Origin of the sequence: Pseudoalteromonas sp. S327, from assembly GCF_005886415.1 — a bacterium.
GTDB lineage: Bacteria > Pseudomonadota > Gammaproteobacteria > Enterobacterales > Alteromonadaceae > Pseudoalteromonas > Pseudoalteromonas atlantica.
The window spans coordinates 132,420-156,512 of record NZ_PNDP01000001.1; the positions used below are offsets into that span (position 1 = coordinate 132,420).

General features: G+C 41.8%; 23 protein-coding genes. 16 read left to right on the forward strand and 7 right to left on the reverse strand.

Annotated features, from left to right (window positions below; all coding sequences use genetic code 11):
- Positions 1 to 12 precede the first annotated feature (12 nt).
- The 9 genes from CWB60_RS00645 (at position 13) to CWB60_RS00685 (ending at position 10,217) form a co-directional block, all read left to right on the forward strand.
- Positions 13 to 471 carry a DUF1249 domain-containing protein gene (locus CWB60_RS00645; RefSeq protein ID WP_024031550.1) on the forward strand — a complete coding sequence of 153 codons (459 nt, stop codon included), beginning with the start codon at positions 13 to 15 and terminating at the stop codon, positions 469 to 471.
- Complete coding sequence (locus CWB60_RS00650) at positions 458 to 1,243, forward strand: metallophosphoesterase (protein WP_138578653.1); 786 nt, start codon at positions 458 to 460, stop codon at positions 1,241 to 1,243. The genes CWB60_RS00645 and CWB60_RS00650 overlap by 14 nt, the downstream gene beginning before the upstream one ends.
- Positions 1,228 to 1,797 (forward strand): YqiA/YcfP family alpha/beta fold hydrolase, encoded by a 570-nt coding sequence (locus CWB60_RS00655; protein ID WP_004587965.1) that lies wholly within the window; start codon positions 1,228 to 1,230, stop codon positions 1,795 to 1,797. Before CWB60_RS00650 ends, CWB60_RS00655 begins: the two co-directional genes overlap by 16 nt.
- A 26-nt stretch (positions 1,798 to 1,823) precedes the next feature.
- Positions 1,824 to 3,713, forward strand: a complete 1,890-nt coding sequence (parE, locus tag CWB60_RS00660) for a DNA topoisomerase IV subunit B (protein WP_055254871.1) — start codon at positions 1,824 to 1,826, stop codon at positions 3,711 to 3,713.
- Between the two features lie 30 nt (positions 3,714 to 3,743).
- Positions 3,744 to 4,838, forward strand: coding sequence for a PQQ-dependent sugar dehydrogenase (locus tag CWB60_RS00665; protein WP_138578655.1), 1,095 nt, complete (start codon positions 3,744 to 3,746; stop codon positions 4,836 to 4,838).
- A 10-nt stretch (positions 4,839 to 4,848) separates the two neighbouring features.
- A complete protein-coding gene (parC, locus tag CWB60_RS00670; protein ID WP_121637001.1) occupies positions 4,849 to 7,143 on the forward strand; it encodes a DNA topoisomerase IV subunit A in 2,295 nt (764 codons plus the stop codon).
- A 169-nt stretch (positions 7,144 to 7,312) separates the two neighbouring features.
- Entirely contained in the window at positions 7,313 to 8,026 is a 714-nt protein-coding gene (locus CWB60_RS00675; RefSeq protein ID WP_029772377.1) for a 1-acylglycerol-3-phosphate O-acyltransferase, read from the forward strand.
- Positions 8,026 to 8,361, forward strand: a complete 336-nt coding sequence (gene rraB / locus CWB60_RS00680; RefSeq protein ID WP_004587970.1) for a ribonuclease E inhibitor RraB — start codon at positions 8,026 to 8,028, stop codon at positions 8,359 to 8,361. The genes CWB60_RS00675 and rraB overlap by 1 nt, the downstream gene beginning before the upstream one ends.
- A 680-nt stretch (positions 8,362 to 9,041) precedes the next feature.
- The gene (locus CWB60_RS00685; RefSeq protein ID WP_138578657.1) at positions 9,042 to 10,217 is read left to right on the forward strand and encodes a polysaccharide lyase family 7 protein; all 1,176 of its coding nucleotides are present in this window, start codon (positions 9,042 to 9,044) and stop codon (positions 10,215 to 10,217) included.
- Between the two features lie 54 nt (positions 10,218 to 10,271).
- Here the strand turns inward: CWB60_RS00685 and CWB60_RS00690 are convergent, their stop codons facing one another.
- Positions 10,272 to 11,243, reverse strand: coding sequence for a zinc transporter ZntB (locus tag CWB60_RS00690; protein WP_029772374.1), 972 nt, complete (start codon positions 11,241 to 11,243; stop codon positions 10,272 to 10,274).
- Positions 11,244 to 11,521: 278 nt separating this feature from the next.
- Here CWB60_RS00690 and CWB60_RS00695 point away from each other — a divergent pair, with 278 nt between their 5' ends.
- Genes CWB60_RS00695 through CWB60_RS00705 form a run of 3 tightly spaced genes read left to right on the forward strand, consistent with a single transcriptional unit; the run spans position 11,522 to position 13,911 of the window.
- Entirely contained in the window at positions 11,522 to 11,950 is a 429-nt protein-coding gene (locus CWB60_RS00695; protein ID WP_138578659.1) for an ATP-dependent zinc protease family protein, read from the forward strand.
- 10 nt (positions 11,951 to 11,960) lie between these two features.
- Positions 11,961 to 12,866, forward strand: coding sequence for a 30S ribosomal protein S6--L-glutamate ligase (gene rimK / locus CWB60_RS00700; protein WP_004587974.1), 906 nt, complete (start codon positions 11,961 to 11,963; stop codon positions 12,864 to 12,866).
- Positions 12,853 to 13,911, forward strand: a complete 1,059-nt coding sequence (locus tag CWB60_RS00705) for a succinylglutamate desuccinylase/aspartoacylase family protein (RefSeq protein ID WP_024031557.1) — start codon at positions 12,853 to 12,855, stop codon at positions 13,909 to 13,911. The genes rimK and CWB60_RS00705 overlap by 14 nt, the downstream gene beginning before the upstream one ends.
- A 74-nt stretch (positions 13,912 to 13,985) precedes the next feature.
- Here the strand turns inward: CWB60_RS00705 and CWB60_RS00710 are convergent, their stop codons facing one another.
- From CWB60_RS00710 to recQ, 4 genes are all read right to left on the reverse strand, one after another.
- Positions 13,986 to 14,558 carry a mechanosensitive ion channel domain-containing protein gene (locus CWB60_RS00710; protein ID WP_138578661.1) on the reverse strand — a complete coding sequence of 191 codons (573 nt, stop codon included), beginning with the start codon at positions 14,556 to 14,558 and terminating at the stop codon, positions 13,986 to 13,988.
- Between the two features lie 70 nt (positions 14,559 to 14,628).
- The gene (locus CWB60_RS00715; protein ID WP_138578663.1) at positions 14,629 to 16,338 is read right to left on the reverse strand and encodes a BamA/TamA family outer membrane protein; all 1,710 of its coding nucleotides are present in this window, start codon (positions 16,336 to 16,338) and stop codon (positions 14,629 to 14,631) included.
- Positions 16,339 to 16,484: 146 nt separating this feature from the next.
- On the reverse strand, positions 16,485 to 16,769 hold the full coding sequence (locus tag CWB60_RS00720) for a DUF3630 family protein (RefSeq protein ID WP_138578665.1): 285 nt from the start codon (positions 16,767 to 16,769) through the stop codon (positions 16,485 to 16,487).
- Between the two features lie 7 nt (positions 16,770 to 16,776).
- On the reverse strand, positions 16,777 to 18,600 hold the full coding sequence (gene recQ / locus CWB60_RS00725) for a DNA helicase RecQ (RefSeq protein ID WP_054983758.1): 1,824 nt from the start codon (positions 18,598 to 18,600) through the stop codon (positions 16,777 to 16,779).
- Between the two features lie 134 nt (positions 18,601 to 18,734).
- Here recQ and CWB60_RS00730 point away from each other — a divergent pair, with 134 nt between their 5' ends.
- Both CWB60_RS00730 and rarD read left to right on the forward strand, forming a co-directional pair.
- Positions 18,735 to 19,190 (forward strand): thioesterase family protein, encoded by a 456-nt coding sequence (locus tag CWB60_RS00730; protein ID WP_024031562.1) that lies wholly within the window; start codon positions 18,735 to 18,737, stop codon positions 19,188 to 19,190.
- Positions 19,191 to 19,320: 130 nt separating this feature from the next.
- On the forward strand, positions 19,321 to 20,238 hold the full coding sequence (gene rarD / locus CWB60_RS00735; protein ID WP_004587981.1) for an EamA family transporter RarD: 918 nt from the start codon (positions 19,321 to 19,323) through the stop codon (positions 20,236 to 20,238).
- A 52-nt stretch (positions 20,239 to 20,290) separates the two neighbouring features.
- Here the strand turns inward: rarD and CWB60_RS00740 are convergent, their stop codons facing one another.
- Together CWB60_RS00740 and CWB60_RS00745 are read right to left on the reverse strand one after the other, a co-directional pair.
- A complete protein-coding gene (locus CWB60_RS00740; RefSeq protein WP_039972264.1) occupies positions 20,291 to 21,526 on the reverse strand; it encodes a response regulator in 1,236 nt (411 codons plus the stop codon).
- Between the two features lie 87 nt (positions 21,527 to 21,613).
- The gene (locus CWB60_RS00745; RefSeq protein WP_004587983.1) at positions 21,614 to 21,988 is read right to left on the reverse strand and encodes a MaoP family protein; all 375 of its coding nucleotides are present in this window, start codon (positions 21,986 to 21,988) and stop codon (positions 21,614 to 21,616) included.
- Positions 21,989 to 22,078: 90 nt separating this feature from the next.
- Between CWB60_RS00745 and CWB60_RS00750 the strand changes: the two genes are divergently transcribed.
- Positions 22,079 to 22,948, forward strand: a complete 870-nt coding sequence (locus tag CWB60_RS00750; protein WP_138578667.1) for a LysR family transcriptional regulator — start codon at positions 22,079 to 22,081, stop codon at positions 22,946 to 22,948.
- 198 nt (positions 22,949 to 23,146) lie between these two features.
- Positions 23,147 to 24,079 carry a porin gene (locus CWB60_RS00755; RefSeq protein WP_054983757.1) on the forward strand — a complete coding sequence of 311 codons (933 nt, stop codon included), beginning with the start codon at positions 23,147 to 23,149 and terminating at the stop codon, positions 24,077 to 24,079.
- Positions 24,080 to 24,093 lie beyond the last annotated feature (14 nt).

A 24,093-nucleotide genomic window follows, 5' to 3' on the forward strand; every position in this document is an offset into this window, starting at 1 on the left:
TACGGCGGTACTTTGACAGCACTTTTAGCAACCCAACGATATATTCAGAGCCTCCCAAAGTACATGACGCTTTGCGAGCATAATTACGTACGTCTTTCAAAACTATTACCTAAAGAGCGCAGTGCTAATAGTGTGCGTAAAGTTAAATTAGGTCATAGTGAATTTGCCATTATCATTGACGATAGTGCTAAGTACACACTGGATATTTCTATCAAACAGCTAACAGGGATGGTTAAAGGCGTTTCTCCTTTGTATTTAACAGTCAGGCTTTATCAAGATGCAAAAGTGGCTGAAATTATTCACCACGATTATCATCAACGGATAAAGCCATCTTATGGTTATCCAAATCCTAAAATGCACCAAAAAGATGAAAAGTATCAACTTAATGCATTTTTATATGACTGGTTAGTAGCCTGTGTAGAGCATGGCCGAGCAGTACTAAACTGGGATATAAACAATGGCTTGGTTTGATGAGCATTATCACTTTAACCGCTCATCGCTGCGTGTTGCGCATATAACCGATAGCCATTTATTTGCCGACCCTAACGCTGAGTACTTTAACGTAAACACCGCCGCGCATTTTGCACAAGCATTAGCGCACATGGCCACGCAGTCATTAGATGCGGTTATATTTGGTGGTGATTTAACACAAGATCATAGTTTTGAGTCTTATTTATTATTTGCTGAGCTTATTAAAAACGCTGATTTGACCTGCCCAGTATTTTGGGTACCAGGCAATCATGATGAGATTGCCATGCTTAATCGCATCAGTGGTGGGCAAATAGTGTCGGCTAAACGTATTATCGCACAAGGATTTGAGCTGCTACTTATAAATTCAAAAGGCCCTACACCTGCAGGGTGGGTGTCTAGCGAGCACTTAAATGAAATCGCGGATTGTTTAGCAAGTTCGCAATCGCAGCATGTGGTGTTTTGTCATCACAACCCGCTTGCTATTAATGGCTACCTTGATAAACACATGCTTGAAAACGGCCCGCAATTATTAAACGTGTTAGTTAATAGTGCTAATGTAGCGGCGTTGCTGCACGGTCATGTGCATAATCACTATACGCAAACTTTTAGAGAGCTGAGTATTTATGCAACGCCCGCCAGTTCGGTGCAATTTACAAAAAATTGCCCGCAATGGCAGCAAGAAAACCACGGCCCCGCTTATCGAATGTTGCATTTAACTACACAGGACAATGCTTTAACAGTTAAAACGGATGTTGTATGGTTAAACGCGTAATTTATATTCATGGCTTTAATAGTTCTGAAAAATCATATAAAGCTGTGCGCTTTGGTGAGCTTATGGCAAACTATGACGTTGACTATTGCGTACCGCGTTTAAATCACGAGCCCTTACAAGCTATTTTACAGCTTGAGCATTTATTAACGCCAGATACCGCGTTACTTGGGAGCTCACTAGGTGGGTTTTATGCCACCTACTTGTCGCAGCGTTATAACCTGCGAGCAGCTTTAATAAACCCAGCAGTAGCACCGTTTAACTTATTAGCGCCGCTTATTGGCCACAATTATAATCCGTATCAAGATTATCATTATGAGTTAAATACCAGCCACATGGATGCTTTAAAAGCATTGTATGTGCCTAAATTAACATCCCCCGAACTGCTCTATTTGTTGCAGCAAACGGGAGATGAAGTGTTAAATTATCAACACGCAGTAAATTATTTTTCACAATGCAAACAGTTAGTTGAGTTTGGTGGCGATCACAGCTTTGTTGGTTTTGAACGCACCTTAGATAGTATTGTAGAGTTTCTTAAATTACCTAAAACAAATTAGCCTAAGCGCATATAAAGATAAAAATTATGAGTCAGCAAAATTATAACGCCGAAGCCATTGAGGTTCTCAATGGATTAGAGCCGGTAAAACGCCGCCCTGGTATGTATACCGACACGGTACGTCCAAACCATTTAGGCCAAGAGGTTATCGATAACAGTGTCGATGAAGCCATGGCGGGCCATGCCACTAAAATTGATGTGATCTTACACGAAGATAACTCTCTTGAAGTTATAGACGATGGCCGTGGTATGCCTATAGATATTCACCCTGAGGAAGGTATTCCTGGGGTGGAGCTGATTTTTACCAAGCTGCATGCAGGTGGTAAATTCTCTAACAAAAACTATCAGTTTTCGGGCGGTTTACACGGGGTAGGTATTTCGGTTGTAAATGCGTTATCGCACCGTGTTGAAGTAACGGTAAGGCGCGACGCTCAACAATTTAGAATGGCCTTTGAAAACGGCGATAAAGTTGAAGACTTAAATGTCATCGGCACTGTTGGTAAGCGCAACACTGGTACAACCGTTCGATTTTGGCCCGATGCGAGTTACTTTGACTCAGCTAACTTTTCAATTACTAAATTAAACCACCTATTAAAAGCAAAAGCGGTTTTATGTCCAGGCTTGCGCATTAAGTTTGTTAATAAGCAAACTAAAGAAACTCAAGAATGGTTTTACGAAACAGGCTTAAAGGATTACTTAATTGAAGCTGTTAAAGGCTTTGAAGTACTGCCAAAAGACCCATTTGTAGGCGAGTTTTCAAGCTCGATTGAAGGGGCTGATTGGGCTGTTGTATGGCAACCTGAGGGCGGTGAGTCGATTGCTGAGAGCTATGTAAACCTTATTCCTACCGCACAAGGTGGTACACACGTAAATGGTTTGCGCCAAGGCTTACTTGAAGCAATGCGCGAATTTTGTGAATTTAGAAACTTATTACCGCGTGGCGTAAAGCTTACCCCAGATGATATTTGGGAGCGCTGTAGCTATGTGTTATCGGTAAAAATGCAAGACCCACAATTTGCCGGCCAAACCAAAGAAAAGCTTTCTTCTCGCTCATGTGCAGCGTTTGTATCGGGTGTGGTTAAAGACTCATTTAGCTTATGGTTAAACGAGCACACAGACACTGCAGAATTGCTTGCAGAACTATGTATTTCAAATGCACAGCGCCGATTGCGAGCGGCGAAAAAAGTAGTGCGTAAACGCGTTACCTCAGGCCCTGCGTTACCCGGTAAACTAACCGACTGTAGTGCCGCCGATAACGACCGTACCGAGCTATTTTTGGTAGAGGGTGACTCAGCAGGTGGCTCGGCTAAGCAGGCACGCGATCGTGAGTTTCAGGCAATAATGCCACTGCGCGGTAAAATTTTGAATACGTGGGAAGTTGAATCAGGGCAAATATTAGCCTCGCAAGAGGTGCATGATATTTCGGTGGCGCTGGGTATTGACCCAGACTCAACTGATTTAACCGGCCTGCGTTATAATAAAATTTGTATATTGGCCGATGCTGACTCGGATGGACTACACATTGCCACCTTATTGTGTGCTTTGTTTGTGCGTCATTTTCCGCAACTGGTTAAAACAGGACATGTATACGTAGCTATGCCACCGCTGTTTAGAATCGACATTGGTAAAGAGGTGTATTACGCCCTCGATGAAGATGAAAAAACAGGTATTTTGGCCCGCATAGAAGCAGAGAAAAAGCGCGGTAAAGTAAACGTGCAACGATTTAAAGGGCTCGGCGAAATGAACCCGCTGCAGCTGCGCGAAACGACAATGGACCCAAACACTCGCCGCTTAGTGCAACTTACGCTAGACGAAGAGGAGCAAACATTAGAAATGATGGATATGCTACTTGCTAAAAAGCGCTCGTCAGACAGACGCCAGTGGCTAGAAGATCACGGTAATAAAGCACAGGTATAATAAGCTTGTGTTTAACACTTGGAGAGGCAAATGAATAAAATACTAGGAAGTTTATTATTGCTTGGCTTAACAACAGCCCCAGCAATGGCAAAAGACATACTAGACAAACTCACCGTAGCACCTGGGTTTGAGGTAAGCTTATTTGCTGATGATGTTGAAAATGCACGCCAAATAGCAGTATCAAAAAAAGGCATTGTTTACGCAGGTTCGCGCAAAGCAGGAAATGTGTATGCGTTAATCGATCATAACAGTGATGGCATAGCAGATAAAAAAATGGTGATTGCTGAGGGGCTAAATATGCCCTCGGGATTAGCAATTAAAGATGGCGATTTATACGTAGGTGAAGTACACCGTATTATTCGCTTTAAAAACGTAGACACGCAGTTAAAAGACCCTAAATTTGACGTGGTTTACAACGCGTTGCCATCGGATCGTCACCACGGGTGGAAGTTTTTACGCTTTGCACCCACCGGAGAGCTTATTATTCCGGTTGGTGTTCCGTGTAATATATGCGCCGAAGATGAGCGTTACGGGCGTATTTTTGCACTTGATGTAGAAACCAAACAAATTAAAACAATAGCCCAAGGGGTACGCAACTCAGTGGGGTTTGACTTTCATCCAAGCACGCAAGCATTATGGTTTAGTGATAATGGCCGCGACATGATGGGTGATGATATTCCACCTGATGAAATTAACCGCGTAAGTAAAGAAAACGAGCATTTTGGTTTTCCTTATGTTCACGCCGGTGCCATTGTAGATCCTGAGTTTGGTAAAGGTAAAAACATTAGCGACTACAGCCCGCCAGCGCTTGCGCTAGGAGCTCACGTTGCGCCACTTGGCATTCATTTTTATACCGGTAAACAGTTCCCGGGCTCTTACAAAGAGCAGCTATTTGTTGCTGAACATGGCTCGTGGAATCGTACTAAAAAATCAGGTTATAAAGTGGCTGTAGCCAATGTAGAGCAAGGGCGTATTACTAAATACACGCCATTTATTACCGGCTTTATGCATAACGAAACAACCTTTGGACGCCCAGTTGCATTTGCACAATTAAATGACGGCAGTCTGCTAATAAGCGACGATTACGCAAACGTGATCTACCGCGTAAGCTATAAGAAAAACTAGGTAAGCTTTAATGAGTGATACAGATACCTTGCTAATGCAAGGAATTGAACAACAAACAATGGGGCGTTTTACCGAAGACGCCTACTTAAATTACTCTATGTACGTAATTATGGACCGTGCATTACCGCATGTTGGCGATGGTTTAAAACCGGTTCAACGTCGTATTATTTATGCTATGAGCGAGCTGGGTTTATCGGCCGCTGCTAAATATAAAAAATCGGCTCGTACGGTAGGTGATGTATTAGGTAAATACCACCCGCATGGCGACAGTGCCTGTTACGAGGCTATGGTATTAATGGCGCAGCCGTTTTCTTACCGTTACCCATTAGTTGATGGGCAAGGTAACTGGGGGGCAGCAGATGACCCTAAATCGTTTGCAGCAATGCGTTATACCGAAGCACGCTTATCAAAGTTCTCTGAGGTATTACTTAAAGAGCTAGGCCAAGGCACCGTTGATTGGACGCCAAACTTTGACGGCACCATGGACGAGCCATTAGTATTACCGGCGCGCTTACCGCATATTTTGTTAAATGGCGTAACGGGTATTGCAGTAGGTATGGCAACCGATATTCCACCACATAATGTGCGTGAAGTAGCCAGTGCCTGTTGTTTATTACTTGATAAGCCTAAAACCGAGCTTGATGAGTTACTTGAGCTTGTACACGCACCTGATTATCCAACCGACGCTGAAATAATTACCCCGAAAGCCGATATTCATAAAATATACAAAACCGGCCGAGGCTCAATTAAAATGCGCGCGGTGTATACTGAAGAGCATGGCGATATTGTTATTACTGCGCTACCGCATCAGTGTTCAGGGGCTAAGGTGCTTGAGCAAATCGCAGCGCAAATGAATGCTAAAAAGCTGCCAATGGTCGCTGATTTACGAGATGAGTCTGATCACGAAAATCCAACCCGTATTGTGATTGTACCGCGTTCAAACCGCATTAAAGCTGAGCCGTTAATGGCGCACTTATTTGCCACCACCGACCTTGAAAAAAACTACCGTGTAAACTTAAACATGCTAGGCCTTGACGGCCGCCCGCAAGTAAAAGACCTACGCAGTATTTTATCTGAGTGGCTAACGTTTAGACGCGAAACAGTACGTAGGCGCTTACAGCACCGTTTAGATAAAGTACTGGCACGATTGCATATTTTAGAAGGTTTACTTGCTGCCTTTTTAAATATTGATGAAGTGATTGAAATTATTCGCACAGAAGATAAACCAAAACCTGTGTTGATGGAGCGCTTTGATTTAACCGATACTCAAGCCGAAGCCATTTTAGAATTAAAACTTCGTCATTTAGCAAAACTAGAAGAATTTAAAATACGTGGCGAGCAAGATGAACTGGCCAAAGAACGTGACAAGTTAGAGCTAACGCTTGGCTCAGACCGTCGTATGTCAACGCTTCTTAAAAAAGAAATTCAAGAAGCGGCCGACATGTATGGCGACGATCGCCGCTCACCTGTTATTGAGCGCGTAGAAGCTAAAGCTCTGAGTGAAAAAGATTTAATTCCTTCAGAGTCGGTAACAGTCGTGCTTTCTGATAAAGGCTGGGCACGTGTTGGTAAAGGCCATGACATTGATGTAGAAGGGCTTAATTACCGTGCTGGCGATGAGTACAAAGCCTCCGCTAAGGGTAAGAGTAATCAGCCTGCGGTATTTTTAGACTCAGCAGGGCGTGCATTTGCAACCGATGCACACAGCTTGCCATCGGCACGTAGCCAAGGCGAGCCGATGACAGGGCGCTTTAACCTCACCACTGGAGCTAATTTTGAGCACGTGGTAATGGGTGAAGATAATCAAGTGCTACTTATGGCCTCTGACGCGGGTTATGGCTTTATTACTGACTTTAAAGATTTAGTAAGTAAAAATAAAAACGGTAAAGCCTTGGTGAGCGTGCCTAAGGGCGGAATTTTACTCTCACCAATCAGAGTAAACGATGTAGCAACCGATTACTGCATGGCCATTTCGAACGAAGGGCGCATGCTGTTGTTCCCACTGCGCGACTTACCAAAACTGGGTAAAGGTAAAGGCAATAAAATTATCTCTATACCAGGGGCTAAAGTGCAAGCACGTGAAGAGTTTGTCAAAGTGCTGGCGGTGGTACCACAAGGCAGTAGCGTTACCCTTCATGCTGGTAAACGAAAGCTAACGCTTAAACCGAGCGACTTGGAGCATTATCATGGTGAGCGCGGGCGTAGAGGTAATAAGTTACCGCGAGGCCTACAGCGTGTTGATGAAGCAGTGGTGGAGTTTACGCCGGCAGATGAGCAAAGTGATGACACATTAGCCGAAGAATAAACCCGAAATATACACCTCTAACGGCCTGCTTTTGCAGGCCGTTTTTGTTTATGCTGTATTTTTCAGCTTACAGCTGTTCGCTATTGTCTCGTGATCGTCATAAAATCACGTTATAATAGTGAAATATGCGTGGCTTATAGCGCATTGCACACACATTTTGGAGAGAAGTTTGTTAGCTGTTATACGTGTTTTAATTATGGTGCTGTTTATATTTTTCAGCTGCGTGTTTGGGTTGTTACTGTCGATTGTGAGACCGTTTCACCCTAATAATGTGCATGTGATAGCCGGCTGGTTTGGCTCAATGGCTAAAATGTTAGGGGTTAAACTTGTCCTTAAACGCCACCCTGATGCGCTCAATATTGGCCCTGCGGTTTACCTATCAAACCATCAAAACAATTACGATTTATTTACTGTATCGGCTATGGTGCCTGAAAACTGCGTTAGCTTAGGCAAAAAAAGCTTAAAGTGGATCCCATTTTTTGGACAACTTTACTGGTTGTCGGGCAACATATTGATTGATAGAGCTAATCGCTCAAAAGCGGCAGGTACAATTTCAAAAGCCGCTGAAAAAATTAAACAAAAAGGCCTATCTATTTGGGTATTTCCCGAAGGCACAAGAAGCTATGGCCGCGGTTTACTGCCATTTAAAACCGGTGCATTTCACACCGCTTTAAGCGCAGATGTACCCATAGTACCGGTATGTATGAGCACAACTGATAAAACTATTAAGCTAAACCGCTGGGATAATGGTACAATTTACATTGAAATGTTAGCGCCTATATCACTTGATAAAAAAGTGAGTGCCCGTGAACAGGCCACCCAAGTGCATAGTATTATGGCTGCTAAAATAACTGAATTAGATGCTCAAGCGAGAGATAAATAATGGAAAACTGGCGTGAAATAAGTGAAGACATCGTAAGTTCACTACTTGAAGATGGCTCTGATCCTGAAATACTTTATGAAGTTGAGCATCATTTTGTATGCGAAGATTTTAGCAAATTAGAGCAAGCGGCACTGGCTGCCTTTAAATTAGGCTACGATGTTGAAGAACCGGCAGAGCTTGAGCTAGAAGATGGCAGCAAAATTTGGAGCTTTGATATTGTAGTCGAAGCTGAGCTAGACGTTGAAGTTATAATGGAAGACGTTGATAAACTTGCAGCGTTAGCTGTTGAGTGTGACGTTGAATACGACGGTTGGGGCACTTACTTTCAAGAGTAAGGCGTTAGCTAGTTGATAAAGGCGAGCATTTATATATGCTCGCTTTTTTGTGCACAGAGTAAACATGACTCTTTAAACCGCAGCCTATTTTCAGATATTAATTCATTTTTAGTGTAATGGCGCATTAATACCCCCCTTTATTTTGCCTTATTTAACGGCAAAAATTTAATACTTTTCGTGTTACCAATTTCATTTTTGTTATAACCAATTATTATCTTTCATATAAAAAACTTAATTCTCCTTAATTTATTCATTAAAAGTTAAGCTTGTTCATATTCCTATTGGTAATAGAGCTTGTTTCGACGTACTACTTATTCATTAAATTGAAAAAATATTTTTATTTATTGCTAACCTGTCCCTAATATATAACCTATTGAATAGTTATAACTATTTACAAGTTGTAAATGCAATATTTAATAAAACTAATACTTATTTTCTATTACATCCTCTGTTGACATATTGGTAACAAAAAATATAGCCTTTATCTCGCCAAATGGCATTAATATTGGTAAGGCCAATTCAGGGGTTTTAGATTGATTTTGTAACCCAAGTATTCTTGCCAAATCTATTCATACACAAAAATAGAAACCTGTTTACACAGGGTGATCTAAGTTTTAGTGACTGACACAAAACTAGGTAGTTAGGTTATTTTTATATTCAGGTTTAAAGGAATAAAGATAATGATTAACCATAAAAAACTGTTTTTTTACAGCGCAATTGCGACAAGTTCAGCACTATCTCATGCTGCAACAATTAATAATGCAGGCTTTGAAAGTGGCTTTAGTAACTGGAACGAAACCGACCCAGCCGCTATTTCTTCAGATGCTTACAGTGGCTCAAAATCGTTAAAGATTCAGGGCAGTCCAGCACGGGTTTATCAAGTGGTAGATATACAGCCTAACACTGAATACACCCTAAGTGCTTATGTGTTGGGTAAAGGGCAAATTGGTGTAAACGATTTAAATGGTTTATTTAAAAACCAAACCTTTAATGTTTCTTCGTGGACTAAAGTAACAAAAACATTTACCTCAGCAAACACCAATTCACTTCAGGTTTTTGCTAAACATTACAACAACACCAGCGATGTAAGGTTTGATAATTTTGCCTTGGTTGAGGGCAGCGGCAGTAATGATGGTGGCTCAGATGGCGGCAGCGATAACTCAAATGGTTCAACAATTCCTAGCAGCATAACCAGTGGTAGCATTTTTGATTTAGAAGGGGATAACCCAAATCCTCTCGTTGACGATAGCACCTTAGTGTTTGTGCCGTTAGAGGCACAACATATTACGCCTAATGGTAATGGCTGGCGTCATGAGTATAAGGTTAAAGCAAGTTTACGCGTTGCTATGACTCAAACCTATGAAGTGTTCGAAGCTACGGTAAAAGTTGAGATGTCTGATGGCGGAAAAACAATTATATCGCAGCACCATGCTAGCGATACCGGCACTATATCTAAAGTGTATGTGTCGGATACTGATGAATCGGGCTTTAATGATAGCGTAGCGAACAACGGAATTTTTGATGTGTACGTACGTTTACGTAATACCAGCGGTAATGAAGAAAAATTTGCTTTGGGTACAATGACCAGCGGTGAGAAATTTAACTTGCGGGTAGTTAATAACTACGGCGATGTAGAGGTTACGGCATTCGGTAACTCGTTCGGTATACCAGTAGAGGATGATTCGCAGTCATACTTTAAGTTTGGTAACTACCTGCAATCGCAAGACCCATACACATTAGACAAATGTGGTGAGGCCGGAAACTCTAACTCGTTTAAAAACTGTTTTGAGGATTTAGGCATTACAGAGTCAAAAGTGACGATGACCAATGTGAGTTATACGCGCGAAACTAATTAATTAGTGACTTATTATGGCCACTCAATTGAGTGGCCATAATAAAAAAACTTTATTTTATAACCATTTTTTATTTTTAAAGTACACGCCAATACCGCCAGTAAGCACAATTAAAAAAATCACAAATGCACTAAATGCATAAGGGTTTTCGGTACCTGGTATGCCACCTACATTTACCCCTAAAAGGCCCGTTAAAAAGCCCAGTGGTAAAAAAAGCGCAGCCACAACCGACATTACATACATGCGTTGATTTAATTGCTCAGACACTTGGTTAGTAATGGTTTGCTGAATAATTTGCGCACGCTCTATGGCGCTATCTAGCTCTTCTAAATAACGAATAAGTAAGTTAGTGGTTTCGTTTAGCTTTGCTTTATCTTCATCTAAAAGCCAGGGGTAATGGTTATTTACCATTAAACTCAACGCTTCTTTTTGCGGTTTTAAGTAACGCTTTAAGGCAATAGTTTGACGGCGTAGTTGAGATAAACCTTGGTTATCAAACTTTTTACTTGGCTCGTCTATTTCTTCTTCAAATTCATCGAGGGTTTCATCAAGCGTATCAATGACACTTTGCATGCGTGATGTCAGTTTTTGCGTAATAGAGCCGACCAACTCTGATATTGAGCATGGGCCGTGGCCAGCATTAAGCTCTGCTAATATATCTTGAATCGAAAGTAAGCGACGTTTGCGCGTTGTGATAACCACAGATTCGCTAATAAATAAACGAATTGACACCATGTCCTCAGGGCTTTGCGCTGGGTTTAAATTTACACCACGCAAAAACAGCATATGGCCATTGGTACTAGGTGTTAAGCGAGGGCGAGTTTCATCAGCAATAAGCGAATCAAGCTCAAAGTCGGTAAGGTGAGCCTGGCTTTTAAGCCACGTTACTGCCTCGCTTTGGCTGTAGTCCATATGTATCCACAGTTTACCTTGGCTAGGGTGCCAGTTATTTAAATCGCGGGTGTTTTCTATGGCGTGCGCGCCGCCTTTTTCATCAAGCACCAGTGCATGCAGTAAACCATTAATCATATTTTAAACTCATATAATAGTGTATTTTTAATACAGTTAACTATAGTGTATCTGCATAGTGCTTTACAAACTTACTTTAACTTTTAATAAGTTAGCGTTAAGGTAAAACCTATATGCAGGCTTTAATTGCTAAATAAGGCACTAAACAGCAAGGCGCGCATTGTGTGATTAGTTCCTATAAAAGATCAATTTAATTTACTCATCGACTAGATAAATTTATTTCGCTGGTGTTTTTTGCGCCGTAGCGTATAAGTCACTTTTTTATTAAGGGCAAATTTATGACAGCAAAGTTAACAGTTGGTTGGCGTGAGTGGTTAAGTTTACCCGAGCTTGGCATCGAGAAGATTAAAGCAAAAGTTGATACTGGCGCCCGCACTTCATGTATTCATGCAATTAACATTGAAGAGTACGAAGAAGACGGTGAAAAGTGGGTGAAATTTATAGCCCAGCCTTTGCAAGACGATGAGCAAACACGCATTACTTGCAAAGCAAAGGTTAAAAAAATTAAGGCCGTAACCAGCTCTAGTGGGCAAAAAGAGTTGCGCTACTTTATAGAAACAAGGTTGTCTGCAGGGCAGCACAGCTGGCCAATAGAAGTTACTTTAACGAGTAGAGCAACCATGAAGTTTAGAATGTTATTAGGGCGTACAGCCATGGAAAATCGTATAGTCGTTGATCCGGCTTTATCTCATTTATTAGATAGTTAAGGTTTTAACTATGAAAATTGGTATTTTATCTCGCAACAGAAATTTGTATTCAACGCGTCGCTTAATTGAAGCGGCAGAGGCACGCGGTCACGAGGTAAAGGTGATTGATGCGCTTCGTTGCTATATGAATATAAACTCAGAACAGCCAGAAATTCACTACCGTGGTGAAAATTTAAAAGATTTTGACGCCATTGTTCCACGCATTGGTGCATCGGTGACGTTTTATGGTTGCTCTGTTTTACGTCAGTTCGAAATGATGGGGGTTTATCCTGTTAACGAATCGGTGGCTATTTCTCGTTCGCGCGATAAATTACGCTCACTTCAGCTGTTATCACGTAAAGGCGTAGGCATGCCGGTAACCGGTTTTGCCAGCAAACCAGATGACGTTAAAGACTTACTAGAAATGGTAGGCGGTGCTCCGGTGGTTATTAAATTACTTGAAGGCACACAAGGCATTGGTGTTGTACTTGCTGAAACACGTAAAGCGGCTGAAAGTGTTATTGAAGCGTTTATGGGTTTAAAAGCCAATATTATGGTTCAAGAATACATTAAAGAAGCCGGCGGAGCCGATATTCGTTGTTTTGTACTTGGTGATAAAGTAATAGCGGCCATGAAGCGCCAAGCGCAAGAAGGCGAGTTTCGCTCAAACCTTCACCGTGGTGGTAGCGCTACATTGGTACGCATTACCCCAGAAGAGCGTAAAACCGCCGTTGCTGCAGCAAAAGCAATGGGCTTAAATGTAGCGGGCGTTGATTTACTTCGCTCATCTCGTGGGCCGTTGGTAATGGAAGTAAACTCTTCTCCAGGCCTTGAAGGGATTGAAGTGGCAACAGGTAAAGATATTGCCGGTATGGTGATTGATTTCATCGAAAAAAATGCTGCTATTAAAGGAACCGCAACCCGTGGCAAAGGTTAAAATTAATCGTCCTTTTACCTTACTAGGTGAAAGTGTAGGCGTGGGCGAGCGTAAAACCCTTGCCTTAGAGGCTGCTAAACTTTACACCCATTCACCGCTCAATATTCCTATTGAAGTGGTTAATGGTGTAATGGAAGGCCCAGTGCTGATGGTGTGTGCCGCTATTCATGGGGATGAGCTAAATGGTGTAGAAGTTGTACGCCAGCTGCTCTCTAAAATAGATGCAAGCCAACTGCGCGGAACCATAATTGCTGTGCCGATTGTTAATGTGTTTGGCTTTATTCATAAATCACGTTATTTACCCGATAGACGTGATATGAACCGCAGCTTTCCGGGTTCTGAGCGTGGATCGCTAGCGGGGCGTATGGCACATATGTTTTTTAATCAGGTGGCGGTACATTGTACCCACATTATTGATTTACATACGGGGGCTATTCACCGTACTAACTTACCGCAAATACGCGCTAACTTAGATGATGAAGCAACCGCTGATATGGCTAAAGCATTCGGTACGCCAGCGGTTATAAATGCATCCCTTCGTAATGGCTCATTACGTAGTGAAGCCGCTAATTTAGGTATACCGGTTATTACTTACGAAGCCGGTGAAGCCTTACGCTTTGACCCTATTGCCATTGCAGCAGGTGTGCAGGGTGTGGATTATGTGATGCGGCATTTAAAAATGATCCGCGGCAAGCGTCCTAAAAAACTGCCCGATCCTATTATTGCAGGGTCTACAAGTTGGATACGCGCTGAGGTAGATGGCATTGTACGTGCGCAAGTATCGCTAGGTGAACACGTAGAAAAAGGCCAAGTGCTGGCGTACATAAGTAGCCCATTAGGTGATGCCGAGCTTGAGCTTTTAGCGCCTAAGGGCGGTATTGTGATAGGCCAGCAAACTATGCCATTAGTAAATGAAGGGGATGCGGTATTCCACCTTGCTTACTTTGCAAATGATAACAGCTTAGTAGAGCAGCAATTAGAGCATTTTATTGACGAAATAAATGATTTAGATGAAGAGCTTAAAACAGCTGAGCTAAATAATTAGCACTATGTTAGCTACTAAAAAGCCGCAGTGAGGTTTGCCTTACTGCGGCTTTTTTGCGGATATGACTTTTTAAACTATGTCTTTTTAGGGCCAATAATCCGTTTTATTACCGGTGCCTTTGTAGGCTTAGGTTCTTTATTTAATACCATAACCGGGCGTGTCACAAACAGGTTGTTAGGGTAAACAACTCGGTGCCCATCCACATGCTCAAGTAGCACGTTCATTAAACCTAATTCGACAATGCGCCCTTCTATATGGTTTGCGCCATCAACAATACGCACCCAATTTCCCACATGAAAACCATTTTGAATAAACATGAGTAAAAAAGCGGTAAGGTTACTAAGCAGCGACCAAGCGGCAAATAAAGCGACCCCGAGCATAGCAAATAAGGATGAGCCCAAAACTAATAGCCCGCGCAGCTCTATACCCCAAAATATAAGCACTAAGCACAGCACTACAAACGCGAGTATTATTTTTAATAACAGCTCAGCTCTAAATTTACGATGAACATCTACTTTTCCTTTTATGGCTTTTTCGAGCAACTTTTTAGTGACTTTTAATAAAAGAGGAAAAAGTAAAATGGCCATAAGGGTAAAAATCAATTTATATTGCGTACCCACTAGCTCTAAAAGCGCAAACAATTCCAAAGTGTGATCCCGTACTGTTTTTAGGTAAATTTAAAGCGCTAGTGTAACGCTTTCGTTTATTGCTCGCTATTTAAAAGGTGTTTTTAACACTTACGAGCCACTGCACCGAATCAACATCGTCGTAGCTATCAAGCGGGGCGGCAATATCAAGGTGGATCATGGTGCCAGAGTTTGCTCTGCTAGGTGCTAAACGCAAACCCACACCAACATTTTTTAAAACATGATCGTTCTCGCCGTTGTCTTCATCGTTAAACCAAGCGCGGCCAACATCAACAAAGCCCGCTGCACCGACTTTAAATAGCTGCAGTAAATCGTACTCCCAGTAATAGCGTTTTTCTAAGCTGACTAAAAAGCTTCGGTCGCCATGCTGGTAATCCATAGGATAGCCACGAAGGCCCGTTTCGCCGCCAAGTGTTAGCTGCTTATCGGCGGTTAGGTTTTTAGCATACTGAGCACGGGCTTTAACAAACCAAGATTGGTTTTCGCTGGTATTTAAGTAGTACTGCACTTCGCTGGTGGCTAAAAAGTTTTCTAGTTGTTTTTGCTCTTTATTCCAATAACCATCCACTTGAGCACTAAAACGCCACAGCGTTCTGTCGGTAGTAAAGTGCGCTTTTTTAGCTTTTAACGAATACACGGCTCTGCTGTCATCATTACTTAGTGACTCATCTGAGTAGCCTAATAGGGCTTTAATATTCCACCCTAAATTTAAATCTTCGGTGCGCGAAATACTGTCAAAATTACGTACTTTTATATAACTGTCTTCAAACCAATGACCACTCACATAGGGGTAACTTAGTTGTCTGTTTTTGGCCAAGGGAGCAAAGGTTGTTTCTATTTCTGCAAAGCTGTCTTCTTGGTTTACATAGCCAAGCGTTAAGCGCTGTGTCCAGCTATCAGATAATGCTTTAGAGTGGCCTAAAAAAGCGCTAAAAAAATCGGTTGTTTGATCAAACTCACTGTATTCATCACCACGGCGATACAACGACTCTTCTCGCTGTTCAGAAAAGCTTTTAATACCATAGCTATAAGGTGTATCTATGGCGTAAAACGGATAGGTTAGCTCTAATAAGTGGCGTTTACCGTCACTGTTGTCGGCATACTCTAAGCGCCCGCGATACCGGCTAGATAATATATTAGGATCGTCATAAACAAATAAATAACCATTACGATCGCTGTCGGTGGTGCGTGAAAACGATAAACGCTTGCCCCAACCCAGTAAATTGGACTCACGAAAACCAATACTCGATTTATTTTCGCCACCGCTGCGACTAAAGCTTATTTCGGGTAGTAAAGTCCATAAATCGCGAGTTACCACAGTTACATCTACGTTGCCGTCGCAGTTTTCAACCGCGCTTATTTGCGCATCGTATAAATAGTTTTGTTGGCGTAATAAACGCTCTGACTCAGCGAGTTTTCTGGCATTGTAATTATCGCCTTGTTTAAATAACAAAATATTACTAATAACGTCTGGCTCGGTTTGAATATGCGCGCGGTTGGCAAAACGAAAAAGCGCGTTATTTTCCTCCTCCAGCTCGGTATTAAAAACGTTAAGTTGTTTAAGGGTAATTGAGGTTATTCGGGCGTCGCTGCGACTATTAATCAGTGTGGTTTTATCTTCAACCTCACGGCGTAAATTATTGCTTTTGTCTGAGTGAGTTTGCACAGCGGAGCAGGTGTTAGTTTTATTGGGTGGTTGTTGTGCAAAGGCTTTAGGCGCACTAAAGCTTACAAGGGCTAAGCTTATACAACAGTGTGCAATCCATTTTCTATTCACCATTCAACCTCTTCAATACTACTGCAAATATGAGTCGTAATATCAGCTTACATCATTGTTATTACAATGTAAGTAAAAGGTATGGATTTTGAAACTAATTAATTGTTACCGTTATGCACCTTTGTTAATTAGTGCTTATGCGAGGCGTTTTATCTTAAGTAAAAAGCAAGGGCTGCTAATAAATGCTCGGCTTCTTGGCCTTCGCCATTAATCCAAATACTTTCGCTGTAGTGTTCAAAATTTAAATTAAAGGTTTGCTGTTGATAGCTAAAGCGCAATTGATGACGGTCAGCACCCCCTGCGTAGTCAATAATTGTTATTTCATCTGCGTGTAAAAACAGCGTGCTCCACAGCTCAAAGTCTTCATCGTGTGGGGCTTCTACCGGGCTTATAACAATGCATTTATGGGCGTGATTGTATTCAATTTGGGTCATAGTTTACTTAATTGCTAGCAAGGTAATTACGAATGGCCGTTAAAAATTCGCCGCCATATTTATTGAGTTTGGTAAAGCCAACGCCCGACACCTTTAAAAATTCGCTGTCGTTGGTGGGCATTAATTGCGCCATTTCGGCTAAGGTTTTATCGTTAAATACAACGTACGGCGGTACATCGTCGGCATCAGCGAGTTCTTTACGCAGAGCCCGTAAGCGGGCAAATAGTTTTTTGTCGTAGTTAAACTGCGCCAGTTTATCTTGGTATACGTGTTTAGCTTGTAAGCGCGGCTCGGCAAGCTGTAGAGCGTATTCACTTTTAAGCACTGCGCGTGCTGCTTCGGTTAAGCGCAGCGAGGCACCTTGGGTAATATCTTGGCTTAACAAGCCTTGGTGTATAAGTTGGCGTAATATACTGAGCCAAAATTCACTGCTTTTGTCTTTGCCTATGCCATAGGTGCTGAGTTCGTGGTGGTTGTTGTCGCGTATGCGGCTGGTATTAGCCCCGCGTAATAATTCTACAATATAGCCTAAGCCAAAACGCTGCCCAGCTCGATACACACACGAAAGCGCTTGTTGCGCTACTAATGTGCCATCAAAGCTTTTTGGTGGGTTAATGCAAATATCACAGTTGCCACATTGCTCGCGTTTATACTCGCTAAAGTAGTTTAATAGTATTTGCCGGCGGCATGTTTGCGCCTCGGCAAAGCTGGCCATGGCATTAAAGCGTTGTTCTTCTACGCGGCGACGTTGTTCATCGTCTATGTCTTCAAAAAAGCGCCTAACGCGGCCTATATCGGCGGGATCAAAATACATAATGGCTTCTGCGGCTAAGCCATCACGCCCAGCGCGGCCAGTTTCTTGATAGTAGGCTTCAATACTTTTTGGAATATCGTAATGCAGAACAAAACGCACATTTGGTTTATTTATGCCCATACCAAAGGCAACGGTCGCAACGACTATTTGAATGTCGTCACGGGCAAATCCGGTTTGCACAAATTGGCGCTGTTCGTTGCTCATACCGGCATGGTACGCGGCGGCATTTAAACCTGCATCAGCGAGTTTTTCGGCAATGTCATCAACACGCTTACGGCTAGTGCAGTAAATAATGCCACTTTGATTTTTTTGCTCTTTTAAATAGCGCAGTAGTTGCGCCATGGGCTTGAACTTTTCTTCGATGGTGTAACGAATATTCGGTCTGTCGAAGCTGCCGGTATGTATATAGGGCTGTTGTAATTTTAATTGCTCAACTATATCAAAGCGGGTCGCTTTATCGGCCGTGGCGGTCAGTGCCATCATAGGTACATGTGAAAAGCGCTGCTTAAGCTCATTTAATCTAAAGTAATGAGGTCTAAAGTCATGCCCCCAATGCGATACACAATGTGCTTCGTCAATTGCAAATAAGCTGATATTTAAGTGGCTGAGTCGCTCAGTAAATTCATGCTGAAGCACTTTTTCAGGGGCAACATACAGTAATTTTATTAGCCCTTGGTGCAATTGTTGGTACACTAATTGTTGCTCTTCGCGAGCCAGGCTATTATTAATGTAAGCGGCTTTAACACCTAATGCTTGCAGTTGCGTTACTTGGTCTTGCATGAGCGAGATAAGCGGTGAAATTACCACAGTAACCCCTTCGAGCACTAACGCTGGTACTTGGTAACACACTGATTTACCGCCGCCTGTAGGCAGAAGTACCAAAGAGTCTTGGCCATTAATGGCCGCGTCGATCACCGCTTTTTGGCCATCACGAAACTCGCTGTAGCCAAACACTTGTTTAAGAACCGTGTCGGGCTTGCGGACCAATGTGCTAGGTGTAGGGGTTAGAGTATTCATCGGCGGCTATTTTAGTGTTTTTTTAATAGGATGTCTTTAGCTTAGAGGTAAATGATTTAATTAGTGCCTCGTGGTTTTGCTTCAGGTATGCTTAACTCATCGTACCAGTGTTAATTTAAACATAGAGAATAATAATGAATAAAGAAATGTTAATTGAACAAGTTGGCGCATTGTTTGTAAATGGCATGCCATTTAATCAGTTTTTAAATATCTCGGTAGAGTCGCTCAGCCCTGAGCAAGCTAAAATTACCTTTCCCTGGCAGGATGTATTTATAGGCAATCCTGCACAAAAAATTCTTCATGGCGGTATTATATCGGCGGTGCTCGATAATGTGGGCGGCATGCTTGCAGCAGCCAGTGTTATTGATAAATTAACCGACCTTGATATCCCTAGCGTACAGCAAAAGCTGGCTACCTTAGGCACTATTGATTTGCGCACAGATTATTTGCGCCCTGGCAAAGGGGAAGCATTTACAGCCAGTGCTACTTTGATCCGCTCTGGTAATAAAGTGTGTGTATGTAGAATGGAGCTACACAATGAAAAGGCAATCCAAATCGCCTTTGGTACAGGTACGTATTTAGTAGGTTAAAGCTGCTAATTACGTACGGCTAAAATAAAAAGCTTTGCCTTGCGCTGAGCTTTAGTTACCGCAAAATAAATCACTTAATAGCGCGAATTGGTATAAACTGTCGGCCTTTTAGTATGAATAAGTAGTATGTATGTCGATTGCAAACGAGCAGCGTAAAGGCGGTATTTTTGCCTGTTTAGCTTTTTTAATGTGGGGCTTAGCGCCTATTTATTTCAAACAAATACAGCATGTTTCTGCTTTTGAAATTTTAACTCACCGTGTTGTCTGGTCTGTGGTTTTTTTAGTGCTTGTGGTCAGTGTGCTTAAATACTGGGATAAGGTTAAGCGCATAGTTGCCCAGCCAAAAATTATTTTAATGTTAGTACTTACCTCTTCTATATTGGGCTTTAATTGGGGGCTGTTTATTTGGGCGGTTAATAATAACCATATGCTCGATGCCAGTTTAGGGTATTACATAAACCCATTGCTTAATGTGCTGTTGGGCATGCTATTTTTAGGCGAGCGGCTGCGAAAGTTACAAGGGTTTGCAGTGTTTTTAGCCTTTGCGGGCGTAGTATTGCAATTGGTCAGTTTTGGCTCGTTTCCGGTGGTGGCGTTTTCGCTTGCCACGTCTTTTGCTATTTATGGCTTACTGCGTAAAAAGTTACCTGTTGAAGCGCTGCCAGGCATTTTACTCGAAGCCCTAATTTTACTGCCGGTTGCATTAATTTACTGGTGGGTAATGGCACCAACGCCTACTTCCGACTTAGCCCTAAACGATTGGCATACTAATGCGCTGTTAATTAGTGCCGGTATTATTACTACGTTGCCGCTGCTTTGCTTTACCGGAGCGGCCAAGCGTTTGCAGTACACAACATTGGGCTTTTTTCAGTACATAGGGCCAAGTTTAATGTTTATGCTTGCTGTGGTGTTTTACGATGAAGTATTTGATGCAGAGCGGGTGATTACGTTTGCCTGTATTTGGAGTGCACTGGCTATATTTACTTGGGACTCTTATCATCAATCGCGTAAGCGTAAAAAAGCGGCTGTTACCGCCGCCGAAGTTTAATACCTATGCGCAATAATAGTTTAAGCAAGTTGCTATAAAGCAGCGTTAAGGTTTAGCTTATTACTTTATTACGGCCGGTTTCTTTTGCATCATATAGCTTTAAATCGGCCTGTTTAAGTAACTCATCTATTTGGTAAATAGGGCCGCTTGCAAAACCAATAGAAATTGTAAATTTAATTTTTTCTTGGCTAAACTCTTGGCTATTAAGCTCTATAAATTGCCTAAATCCTTCAAGGCGTTTTAGCGCTTGCGCTGTGGTTGCATCAGTAAAGTAAACGGCAAATTCTTCACCGCCTAAGCGAGCGACTAGCTGCTTTTCAAAGTACTTTTTAAAACACACCGCCAACCCTTTGAGAACCTCATCGCCTGAATCGTGACCGTATGTATCGTTAATCGATTTAAAGTGGTCTATATCAAGCATGGCGAGTGCGCCATCTTGATTTGATTTTTTTAAATACTTGAGAGACTTGCTCGACTCTTCAAAAAAGTAACGTCGATTAGGCAGGTTTGTTAAGTAGTCGGTATTTGCTTGGCGTTTAATTGTTGCTATTTGCTCAAGCATGTCGACGTTTTGACTTAGTCGGCAGTAAAACTCTTCGCTGTTAAAGGGTTTATGAAGGTAGTCGTTGGCACCATTTTTTAAAAATAGGCTCGATAATGCTGACGAGTCAGCACCTGAAATACCGATAATGGCTTTTTCATCATTACTGTAAAGCCGGCGAATTTCGGCGCATAGCTCATCACCATTCATGTTTGGCATTTCGTTATCGGTAATAATAACAGACACGTCTTTTTGGCTTTCAAGTACCTCTAGCGCATCTTTGCCGTCCTTTGCTTCGAGTATTTGATACTTATGGCGCTTTAGTAAACTGCAAATGTATCTACGGGTAGAGGTTGAGTCGTCGACGACCAACACTTTTACGTTCTCGTTACGTGGTAAACGGCTTAGTTGTTTTTCTAGGTATTGGTAAGCTTGTTTGTTTTCTTTGATTATGTAATCAATTATTGGGTATTTTTCTACCGTGTCGCGAGTTTGTTTATCTATGTTGCCTGTCATTACGATGGTGGGAATGTCGGCATTAATAGTATACGGAATCGCCTCACCGGCAGGAGCATCGGGAAGGATAAAATCAACAACAGCGCAAAAGTAGCTATTGTGTTTTATTAGCTCTTTTGTTGCCGCTAAAGACTCGGCTATATCTACTTCGTAACCTGCTTTAAGCGCGATATGCTTTTGCACACGCGCTATAGTAGGCGTATCTTCAACTATGAGTATTTTTCGCGTCACGTAACAACCTTGTTTGATATTTTGCAAAAGTATTTGCTTATACAAGTTGTAACTGTTAAAACGCAAAAAAGCAAATATCTTAGGGGCTTATACGCTATCTGATTCGCTATAATCATCTTGGCTTATTGGTACCGGCCCTGACATTTTTGAACGGCCAAAAAGTGTATGAAACTTGGTTTTACAGGTTGTTAGTTTTAAATATTTAACCCAGGCTTTTTCGATTGGGTTTGTAGGTTCTTTACTGCCACAAACTACGTCAACAAATTGCTCTTGTAGCGTATTTTGGGGTGCTAAAGTTTTATTATAAAGGCCTTTTAGTACAACGCCGTGTTGCTCTAATATGCTGGCTTCTAATAAGGTGAAGTTTCCGCTGCGGCTAAACCCGCGAGGAAAGTTTTGATCATCATAAAATTGACGTTGGCTAACAAACGCTTGGCGAAGTAGTGAAATATCGTTGCTCATAACTGTATCCTCATACCCTGTTTATTGCTGGAGTATGATGCAAGTTTGACAATTTATTAAACAAGTTATTTTTATCGTGAGGATAAAAAATTGGATATAGATTTATTAAAAACATTTGTAGAGGTTGTGCGCACGCGTCACTTTGGTAAAGCGGCCGAAAACCTGTATATCACTCAATCGGCAGTAAGCTTTCGAATTCGCCAATTAGAGCAGGGGTTGGGTGTAAACTTGTTTATTCGCCAGCGTAACAATATTCAATTAACGGCGCCAGGAGAGCGATTGCTTCCGCACGCTAAAATGATCATCACCGGCATGCAGCGTGCCAAAGTGGATGTGGCACTTGCCGATAACATGCACAAGCAAATAAGTTTAGCGGGTACACCTAATATATGGGATGCGTTTTTACAATTTGGCATTACTAATATTGTGTCGGCTATGCCTGGGGTCTCGTTGGTCGCAGAGGTTAAAGCCCAACAAGAAAGCACGCGGTTATTATTAGAGCGTACGCTTGATTTAGCCATTTTATTTGACCCCCCTAAAGTAGACGAGCTTGTGGTAGAGCGAATTTGCGAGCTGCCAATTATTCCGGTTAGTGGCTATGACACGGCCACTAACGAGAACTTTTTTGATAACCAATATGTATATGTTGATTGGGGCACTACGTTTTCGCTATGGCATGCGCGCCAATTTACCGGTAAAACGCCGCCTTATTTTAGAACCAGTACGGGGCGTATTGCCCTTGATTTAATTCTTCAGTGTGGCGGCAGTGCGTTCATCCCCGAGGTGCTTGTTGAGTCTCACCTAGAAAAGGGTGAGCTGTTTCATGTAAAAGACGTAGAACATACTTCGCGTGATATTTTTGTGGCCTACCACAGAGACAACGAACAAAAAGAGTTAATAGAAACCCTGATTAACTTATTACCTAAAATAAATGCTTATCAGCCTATTGATGAACACTAAATACCGACTATGATTTTTAATGAGGTTGAATAGGTACAATTTTGTTTATTAAATATTCATGTCGGTTTGTTTTCAGAATTTAGACACTTTTATTAAAATAAAAAGACAAAAATGTTTCCTTTGTAATATATCTGTCATTTAACGGTGACAAACTGCAGCTGTTTTAAAAATTAGTCTTGTGATTATCGAGGAAATAACATGAATTTTGTAAAATCGAGCTTATGTGTTGCACTAGTAAGTGGTTTATCTTTTAGCGCGTTTGCAGACGTTGATGTATACGGTAAAGCGAATGTTACTGTGCAATCGTCTGATGATGGCGAAGGGTCTTTCACTGAAATTAAAAGTAATGCATCTCGCTTTGGACTAAAAGGGTCTGAAAAGATTACTGATGGATTAGAAGCGGTTTATAAGTTTGAGTTTCAAGTTGATGTATCTGATGCTGACTCTAAAGGTGATAACGACGACAATATTTCTGCACGTAACCAGTATGTAGGTTTAAAAGGTGCATATGGTCAAGTTGTTGTGGGTCGTAACGATACAGCGCTTAAACAATCGCAAGGTAAGTTAGATTTATTTAATGACCTTGAAGGCGATATTAAAAATGTCTTTAAAGGTGAAAACCGCTTAGGTGATTCAATCACTTATACATCTAAAAGCTACGAAGGCTTTAAAGTACTTGCTACATTTATTGCCGAAGATGACGTAGATGCAGATAACGGTTATTCAATGGCGGTTACTTACGGTGACTCTGCACTTAAAAAGAGTGCGGTATACGCCTCGGTTGCAGCCGATAGCGAAGTAAATGGCTACGATGTAGTGCGTGCGTCAATTCAAGGTAAAGTAGAGAGCTTTAAATTAGGCGCTATGTACCAAACTCAAGAAAAAGTAGACGGTAGCGCAGAAGCTGACGGCTATTTATTAAACGCAGCCTACAGCATGGGTAAAAACACGTTTAAAGTGCAATACCAAGCAATGGACTTTGATGACAGCGACGACAAAACGGCAGTTTCTGTAGGTGTTGATCATAAGTTTAATAAAAACATTAAAGTATTTGGTTTTTACTCAAGCTTTGATATGGACAACAATGTTGACCAAGACTACGTTGGCCTAGGTATGGAATACAAGTTTTAAGCGTTGCTTAAACA